General features: G+C 67.0%; 7 protein-coding genes and 3 pseudogenes. 9 read left to right on the forward strand and 1 reads right to left on the reverse strand.

The annotated features are described in order from the left end of the window. The 6 genes and pseudogenes from FF100_RS36210 to FF100_RS36235 form a co-directional block, all read left to right on the forward strand. Nucleotides 1-114 (forward strand): annotated as a pseudogene (locus tag FF100_RS36210) (IS5/IS1182 family transposase); the annotation flags it as partial. A 355-nt stretch (nt 115-469) separates the two neighbouring features. After that, complete coding sequence (locus FF100_RS36215; protein ID WP_139040845.1) at nt 470-1,567, forward strand: ABC transporter ATP-binding protein; 1,098 nt, start codon at nt 470-472, stop codon at nt 1,565-1,567. Next, nucleotides 1,551-2,657 (forward strand): ABC transporter substrate-binding protein, encoded by a 1,107-nt coding sequence (locus FF100_RS36220; RefSeq protein ID WP_205825160.1) that lies wholly within the window; start codon nt 1,551-1,553, stop codon nt 2,655-2,657. Before FF100_RS36215 ends, FF100_RS36220 begins: the two co-directional genes overlap by 17 nt. Nucleotides 2,658-2,819: 162 nt before the next feature. After that, the gene (locus FF100_RS36225; RefSeq protein WP_139040846.1) at nt 2,820-3,980 is read left to right on the forward strand and encodes an ABC transporter permease; all 1,161 of its coding nucleotides are present in this window, start codon (nt 2,820-2,822) and stop codon (nt 3,978-3,980) included. An 8-nt stretch (nt 3,981-3,988) separates the two neighbouring features. Continuing rightward, on the forward strand, nt 3,989-4,807 hold the full coding sequence (locus tag FF100_RS36230) for an ABC transporter permease (RefSeq protein ID WP_139040847.1): 819 nt from the start codon (nt 3,989-3,991) through the stop codon (nt 4,805-4,807). 407 nt (nt 4,808-5,214) lie between these two features. Then, nucleotides 5,215-5,343, forward strand: a pseudogene (locus tag FF100_RS36235) (IS630 family transposase); the annotation flags it as partial. 74 nt (nt 5,344-5,417) lie between these two features. On the opposite strand, the gene FF100_RS36240 reads toward FF100_RS36235, so the two are convergent. Beyond that, nucleotides 5,418-6,377 (reverse strand): LysR substrate-binding domain-containing protein, encoded by a 960-nt coding sequence (locus FF100_RS36240; RefSeq protein WP_139040848.1) that lies wholly within the window; start codon nt 6,375-6,377, stop codon nt 5,418-5,420. 123 nt (nt 6,378-6,500) lie between these two features. Between FF100_RS36240 and FF100_RS36245 the strand changes: the two genes are divergently transcribed. From FF100_RS36245 to FF100_RS36255, 3 genes and pseudogenes are all read left to right on the forward strand, one after another. Next, complete coding sequence (locus FF100_RS36245; RefSeq protein ID WP_139040849.1) at nt 6,501-7,484, forward strand: NAD(P)H-dependent flavin oxidoreductase; 984 nt, start codon at nt 6,501-6,503, stop codon at nt 7,482-7,484. Between the two features lie 19 nt (nt 7,485-7,503). After that, on the forward strand, nt 7,504-7,893 hold the full coding sequence (locus tag FF100_RS36250; protein WP_139040850.1) for a tautomerase family protein: 390 nt from the start codon (nt 7,504-7,506) through the stop codon (nt 7,891-7,893). 180 nt (nt 7,894-8,073) lie between these two features. Beyond that, a pseudogene (locus tag FF100_RS36255) lies at nt 8,074-8,427 on the forward strand (transposase); the annotation flags it as partial.

Below are 8,427 nucleotides of genomic sequence, written 5' to 3' on the forward strand. Positions count from 1 at the left end.
AACCGCGCCCGCCGCTTGCCCGTCCGCTACGAACGGCGTGCCGACATCTATGAGGCCTTCACATTCCTCCAGGCCAGCATCATCACCCTCCACCAGATCGAGCGGTTCTGTTAGGCGCTCTAAGGCCCCGGCCTCCTCGTGCGGCATCGTTTTTTCTGAACCCCCGATTTGGCCGCCGGCCCGCCGGCCCGTGGCCGGCCGGGTCTGTCGAGGCATGCCCTCTGCAATGCTTCGGAAAATCCTATCCCGCGGCGGAGGTTCCATCGCCTTGCCGGCCTTGCGGCAGCAGAAATTGCATGTTTATTTTTGCCAACCCCAGGGTCGACTTGGTTTTACCCAACCCAGGGTCGACGAGGACGCCATGCCAGCCAACCGAGCGCTCATGATCGAAGATGACGGCAAGCAGAGCGCCGGCTCGGATGCGTGTCTCGGGCGGAACCGTCGGCGCGCCTTCGGAAAGGACGCCTGAATGGCCGCGTCCGACCCCTTCGTGACCTTTTCGCACATCCGCAAGACGTATGACGGCGAGACCTATGTCATCCGGGACCTGAATCTGGAAATCGCCGAAGGCGAGTTCCTGTCGCTGCTCGGCCCCTCCGGATCGGGCAAGACCACGACCCTGATGCTGCTCGCGGGCTTCGAGAGCCCCAGCGGGGGGACGATCCGGCTGAACGGTCGGACGCTGAACGCGCTGCCGCCCCACAAGCGCGACATCGGGATGGTCTTCCAGAACTACGCGCTGTTCCCGCACATGACCGTTGCCGAGAACATCGCCTTTCCGCTGTCCGTGCGCGGCGTGGCGAAGGGCGAGCAGCGGGACCGCGTAGCCCGCGCCCTCGAGATGATCGAGCTGTGGCGCCTGGGGGAGCGCAAGCCGAGCCAACTCTCTGGCGGTCAGCAGCAGCGGGTCGCGCTTGCCCGCGCCCTCGTCTTCGAGCCGCGCCTCGTCCTCATGGACGAGCCGCTCGGCGCGCTCGACAAGGCGCTGCGCGAGACGATGCAGTACGAGATCAAGCGGCTTCATCGCCGGCTCGGCGTCACGATCGTCTACGTCACTCACGATCAGGGCGAGGCGCTCACCATGTCGGACCGCGTCGCCGTGTTCGAGGGCGGCGCGATCCAGCAGATCGCCTCGCCGGCCAACCTGTACGAGGATCCCGAGAACGCCTTCGTCGCCGACTTCATCGGCGAGAACAACGCGCTGGCCGGTCAGGTCTCCGGCTTCGAGGACGGCTACGCCGTACTGACGCTGCCGGGCGGCCGGACATTCAAAGGCCGGGCGGGCGGCACCCTCCGGCCCGGGGATGCGGCCGTCCTGGCGCTCCGACCGGAGCGTGTCACGGTCGATCCAGGCGACGGCGAGCCTCAGAACCGCCTCTCGGGGACGGTCGAGGAGATCATCTACTGCGGCGACCACCGGCGGATCCACCTCGCCACCGGCCATGCGGGGCACTTCGTCATCAAGGTCCCGAACACCCAGCGGACGACCCTGCCGGCGAACGGCGAGCCCGTCGGCGTCTCCTGGCGCTACGACGACTGCAAGATCGTCGATGCCCGACCGAACTGACACCTCCATCGCATCACCGAGGGGAACGATCATGAGATCCCAACGAACCGCATCGCGAGCGGCCGCCCTGCTGGCGGCGGGCTACGCCCTGCTGGCCTTGCCGGCCGCCGCCCAGGAGAAGACCCTCAACATCGTCGATTACGGCGGCGCCTTTGAGGCCGCGGCCGACAAGGCTTGGTTCAAGCCCTTCGCAGAGGCGCAGGGCGTCAAGATCGCGACCGAACAATACGACGGCGGCGTCGCCAAGCTGCGCGCCATGGTCGAGGCCCGCAACACGATCTGGGACCTCATCGACCTCGAGACCAACGACGCCATCACCGCCTGCGACGAGGGCCTCCTGCAGAAGCTGGACCCCGCGCTCCTCGGCGATCGGTCGGACTTCATCAAAGGCGCAATCCTGCCCTGCGCCGTGTCCTCCATGATCTGGTCGACCGTCTTCGCCTACGACACGAGCAAGATGCAGACGCAGCCGACGACGGTTGCCGACTTCTTCGACATCCAAAAATTTCCGGGGAAGCGGGGCCTGCGCAAGAGCCCGAAGGTCAGCATGGAATGGGCGCTCATGGCGGACGGCGTGCCGGCCGGCGAGGTCTACAAGGTGCTGGCGACCGACGACGGGGTCAAGCGCGCCCTGAACAAGCTCTCTACCATCAAGGACCGGATCGTCTGGTGGGAGGCCGGCTCGCAACCGCCGCAGCTCCTCGCCGACGGCGCCGTCGCGATGACCATGGCATATAACGGCCGCATCTACGACGCGAAGAAGAAGGAGAACAAGCCCTTCGCCATCGTCTGGGACGGGCAGGTCTACGACTACGAGTGGTGGGGTATCCCGACCGGCGCCAAGGACAAAGACCTGGCGGAGAAATTCATCAAATATGCATCCGCCAAGGACAACATCTGGAAACTCTCGAATTTTATTTCTTATGCATCGCCACGCAAGTCTTCGGTCGAGGCGATGAACAAGGCCGTCCTGCCTGACATGCCGACCGCGCCGGACAACTTCAAGAACGCGCTCCAGATCGATGCCGAGTTCTGGGCCGACAAATACGACAGCATCAACAGCCGCTTCATGACCTGGCTCGGCCAGTGACACGCGGGGCGCCCCGGCCGGCATGGGGCGCCCGTCGCCTTTCAGGGAAAGGATGCGGTCTTGGCGATCCGTGAGGTACCAGCGATGGCGGTAGGCTCCGAGGCGAAATCGATGCCGCAGGAGGGCCGCAACGCCTATAGGGCCGCCCGGCGCAGCGAGGCGATGCGGTCGCTGGCCTTCGCCCTGCCGCTGCTTTTGTTTCTCGTCGCGGTCTTCCTCTACCCGATCGGCGCCCTGCTCATGCGCAGCATCCAGAGCGACGACGTGGCGGCGGCCTTCCCGCGCGTCTCGGCCGGCCTCGCAGGGTGGAGCGGGGCGACGCTTCCGCCATCCCCCGTCTTCGCGGCGCTGGCCGCCGACCTGGCCGCCGCACAGCAGAACGGGACCCTCGTGTCGGCGGCGCGGCGGCTTAACAATTACGAGCCCGGCTTCCGCAGCCTGATCCTGAAGACCGCGCGACGCCTGCCCGACCCCGCCGCCGGTCCCGTGGAGCAAGCCTTCGTCGATATCGACCACCACTGGGGGGAGACGGAGACTTGGCGCTTTATCCAACGGGCCTCGGCTCGGATCACTCCGGACTACCTGCTGTCTGCCATCGATCTGAGGGCCGGCCCCAAGGGCCTCTCGGAGCTGCCGCCCGACCAGCGCATCTATCAGGCGGCCTTCGCGCGCACCTTCCTGATCAGCGGCTCGGTCACCCTGATCTGCCTTCTTCTCGGCTATCCTGTCGCCTACCTCCTCGCCACGCTGCCGCAGCGCCAGAGCCATCGGCTGATGATCTTCGTCATCGTGCCGTTCTGGACCTCGCTGCTCGTACGCACGACCGCCTGGTACGTGCTCCTGCAACCGAACGGCATCGTCAACGCGCTCCTTGCGCAGGCTGGCCTGACATCCGGGCCGCTGGCGCTGATGTTCAACCGCACCGGCGTTCTCGTCGGCATGACGCACGTGCTCCTGCCCTTCATGATCCTTGCGAACTACGCGGTCATGCGCGGCATCTCGCCGACGTATCAGCGGGCGGCGGTGTCACTCGGCGCCCATCCTGCCGTCGCGTTCCTCAGGGTCTACGTGCCCCAGACCCTGCCGGGCATCGGGACGGGCACGTTCCTCGTTTTCGTGCTGGCTATCGGCTACTACATCACTCCTGACCTCCTCGGCGGCGGCGGCGACGAGATGATCAGCCAGCTCATCGCCTTCCAGATGGACCGCCAGCTCAACTGGGGATTGGCTGGTGCGCTCTCGGTCTATCTCGTGTTGCTGACGCTCGCGGTCTACTTCGTCTTCAACCACTTCGTCGGCGTCGACCGGCTCCGGCTGGGATAGGGGCTCTCATGCAGTCGACCACACACACCGAACGCCTTGGCCGGACGGTTCTGCGCCTCTTCTCCGCCGCCGTGCTCGTCTTCCTCGTCGCCCCCGTGCTGATCGTCATCCCGCTTTCCTTCAACGAGAGCGCCTATTTCTCCTATCCGATGTCAGGCTTCAGCACCCAGTGGTACGCCGCGCTCGTGTCGTCCAAGGACTGGCGGTTGGCGATCGTCAACAGCTTCGTCATCGGCATCGCCAGTACGGCGATTGCAACGATGCTCGGCACGGCGGCGGCGATGGGCATCAGCCGGCCGTCCTTCCCATTCCGTAGCTTCATCATGCCGCTGCTGATCTCGCCGATGATCATCCCGATCGTCGTCGTGGCTGTCAGCCTCTACCTCGTCTTCTCGCCGCTGGGCCTCACCAGCAGCTATGCCGGCGTCATCCTCGCTCACGCGGCGCTCGGCACGCCCTTCGTGGTGATCACCGTCACCGCCACACTGATGTCGTTCAACCGGAACCTCGTGCGGGCCGCCGCCAGCCTCGGAGCGCCGCCGCTGCTGACCTTCCGCCGCGTGACGCTGCCGCTCATCGCGCCCGGCGTCGCCACCGGTGCCGTCTTTGCCTTCGCCACCTCCTTCGACGAGGTCATCGTCATCCTGTTTATCGGCGGACCCGAACAAAAAACGATTCCACGCCAGATGTGGTCGGGAATTCGCGATCAGATCAATCCCTCGATCCTCGCAATGGCCGCCCTACTGACAGTCTTTGCGATTGCCATGTTTCTGATCATAGACTGGCTACATGGCCGGGCAGCTTCAGCATCGAATAACAATAATTAAATTTACGTCATTGCCCAGGAGTGCCAAGACGGCGTGATTCAGTCGCGGTGCGGGTGTCGGGGTCGCCCCCTCGTGGGCTGGCGGTTTGGCTGATTCCTTGTCGGGATGAGCCGCAGCGATCTGAAGCGCCTGAGCAGGGAGGAACTGATCGAGCGGGTGCTGAAGCGGCATCGCTCGAGAAGACCTCGCGCACCTCGTCCAACCCGCCGGCGAGCGCCCGCAAGGAGCGGCAGGAGAAGGCCCGTCCGGGCAGTGCCAAGCCTAGGTCTGTCGCGTCTCCTCGTTTTGCGTCCGAGGCGCCTGGTTCCATACGCCTCCCTTGCGCCCATGAGCGCGGAGGCTGCGCCCCTGATGCATGGACGCATTCAGAGGATTCACCTGAGGCGTAAGCCATGCGAGTCTGGGGCATGGCTCAGACAATCTGCGTGATCCCCAGTGCCGCCGACCTGGCGCGCCTGTCCGCTGTCGTCGCCGATCGGACGCGGTCTCTCAAGCACATCCAGCGCGCCCGCATCGTCCTGCTCTCGGCCGATCGTCCAGAGGGGGCGGGGTCCGTCGCCAGCAACGGGCCCGCCCGTCGCGCGAGGACGTTCCGCCGTGGCGGGGGCGATCAGCCCCGTCCCGACAGGCCGGGCACCCGCGAGTCCTGCCGGCTGTCCGGCGTGGGCTGCACCGGGTCGTGCGGCGGAAAATCGAAGAGGTTTTGGGCGCAGTCGAGGAAGCGCTCGAACGCCGCTGTCAGGAGGGTGTCCTTGCGGTGGACCACAAGCGTCTGCGCATGGCCGGCGCCCTCGGGAAGCGCGTGGATCGAGACGCGACCGCTCTTCTGCATCGGTTCCGCGACGATGCGCGGCAACAGGGACACGCCCATGCCGGCCTCGACGCAGCCGATGATGCCGTCGAGGGTGCCGAAGTCCATCCGGCGGACATGGACGAGGCCGTGCGCGGCCAGGAAGCCCTCCAGGCGCAGGCGGTAGGAGCAGCCGGTCTTGAACACCAGCACCCGCGCCTCCCGCCGGCTCGCCAGCAGGTCGACCACTTCGTCGTGGCTGCCGACCCGGGCGCCCGCGACGAGCACCAGCTCCTCCTCCAACATCGGCAGGACGGCCAGATCGTTCTGGCTGATCGGCCCCGAGACGAACGCGCCCTCGACCCGGCGGTCGAGCACGGCGGCTATCAGGGCCTCGGTCGGCCCGAGAGTCAGCTCGATGTCCACCTCCGGGTAGCGGGCGGCGTAGGCTGTGAGAAGCCGGGGCAGCCGGAGCGCGGCGGTGGTCTCCATCGAGCCGAGCCGCAGCGGACCCCGCGGGGTCTCGTCGGACAGGACCGCCTGCTCTGCGTCCGCCAGGAGGCGGGCCACCTGGGTGGCGTAGGGCAGCAGCCGCTCCCCGGCTCGGGTCAGCGTCACCCCCCGCGTGCCCCGGTAGAACAGCGGCGTATGGAGTGCCTGCTCGAGCGAGCGGATCCGGCCGGTGACGTTGGATTGGACAGTGTTGAGCGCCGCAGCGGCACGGCCGATCCCGCCCGCTTCGGCCACTGCCGCGAAAAACATCAGGTCGGTGCTGTTCATGACATCGCAATCTCAGATGAGTCCCATCTGAAGGAATCATTATTCAAGAAACGTGCCCCCGGCTACAAACTCCGTCCAGAGCCGAATCGGCCCGCCGGGACGACGGTTCACTGGGGCTGCATCATGGCACTGCGAACCCGTCTGACGGACATGTTCGGGATTCGTCATCCTATCGTTCTGGCCCCCATGGACCCGGCCGCGGGCGGTGCCCTGGCGGCGGCGGTAAGCGCCGCGGGCGGACTCGGGATGATCGGCGGCGGCTACGGCAACCGCGAGATCCTCGAGGCCGAGTTCGCCAAGGCCGGCAACCAGCGCGTCGGCTGCGGCTTCATCACGTGGTCGATGGCGCGCGATCCGTCGCTGCTGGATCTGGCGCTCGCGCGCCGGCCGGCGGCGCTGATGCTCTCGTTCTCCGATCCGGCGCCCTTCGCCGAGACGGTGCGGGCGGCCGGCGTGCCGCTGATCTGCCAGGTGCACAACCTCGACCACGCCCGGCGCGCGCTCGACGTCGGCGCCTCGGTGATCGTGGCCCAGGGCACCGATGCGGGCGGGCACGGCCTGACCACCCGCGGCACCCTCACCCTGGTGCCGAGCGTGGTTGATCTCGTCGCCCGCGAGCGCCCCGAGATTCTCGTGCTCGCCGCCGGCGGTATCGCCGACGGGCGCGGGATCGCCGCCGCGTTGATGCTCGGCGCCGACGGCGTCCTCATCGGCACCCGGTTCTGGGCGACGCAGGAAGCGCTGATCCACCCAGCGGCCAAGGCCCGGGTCGTGGCCGCCACCGGCGACGAGACCGTCCGCACCTCGGTCTACGACATCGTCCGCAACCGCGCCTGGCCGCCGGAATATACCGGCCGTCTGATGCGCAACCGCTTCATCGAGACGTGGCACGGGCGCGAGGAGGAACTGCGCAGCCTCGTCGGCGCAGAGCGCGAGCGGGTCGAGGCCGCCGACCGCCGCGGCGACTACGAGGTCTCGAATGTCACCGTCGGCGAGGCGATCGGGCTCGTCCGGGATCTGCCGCCCGCGGGCGAACTGGTCGAACGCCTCGCGGTGGAAGCCGAGGTGCGGCTCGCCTCCGTCGCCCGCCACACCCTCGCCACCTGACCGGCACCGGACAGAGCCAATGCCCCTGCTTCGTTTCGACTTGATCGAGGGGCGCAGCCCCGAGGATCTGCGCACTCTGCTCGCCGCCGCACACGAGGCCATGCTGGAGGCGGTCCAGGTGCCCCCGGGCGACCGCGACCAAATCGTCCACGAGCACCCGCCCGCGCACCTGATCGTCGAGGATACCGGCCTTGGCATCCCCCGCACCGAACGATGCGTGGTGCTGCAGGTGACCACTCGGCCGCGCAGCCGGGCGATGAAGGAGGCGTTCGACCGCCTCCTGGTCGAGCGGCTTCAAGAGAGGTGCGGGATCGCGCCGACCGACGTGGTCGTCTCGATGGTCAGCAACACCGATGATGACTGGTCGTTCGGGTACGGACGCGCCCAGTTCCTGACGGGCGAGCTCTGATGCTCGGCATTCGTCCCGTTTCGACTCACGATTTCTGCCGTTACTGCAAATATTCATGCACAGTATGGCCCAGCATGACCAATGAAGCCGGCAGAATTAGTGCTTGATAGTCTGCTGGTCAGCCCCCATCGGAGTGGTCCGCCCTTGAGTATGGCTTTGAGCCGACGGAGGACGGACGCGATGGGAACGAAGAAGCACAAGCCGGAAGAGGTGGTGGCCAAGCTGCGGCAGGTGGACGTGCTGGTCTCGCAGGGGCAGAGCGTGGCTGACGCGATCCGGGCGATCGGCGTGACCGAGGTCACGTATTACCGCGGGCGCAAGGAGTTCGGCGGGCTCAAGTCCGACCAGGTCCGCCGGATGAAGGATCTGGAGACCGAGAACCAGCGGCTGCGCAAGGCGATCGCGGACCTCACCCTCGACAAGCTGATCCTGCAGGAGGCGGCCCGGGGAAACTTCTGAGCCCCGCGCGCCGGCGCGCCTGCATCGAGCATGTCCGGGACGTCCTGCACGTCTCTGAGCGCCGCGCCTGTCGCG

The sequence above is a fragment of the Methylobacterium terricola genome, from assembly GCF_006151805.1.
In the GTDB taxonomy this organism is placed as follows: domain Bacteria; phylum Pseudomonadota; class Alphaproteobacteria; order Rhizobiales; family Beijerinckiaceae; genus Methylobacterium; species Methylobacterium terricola.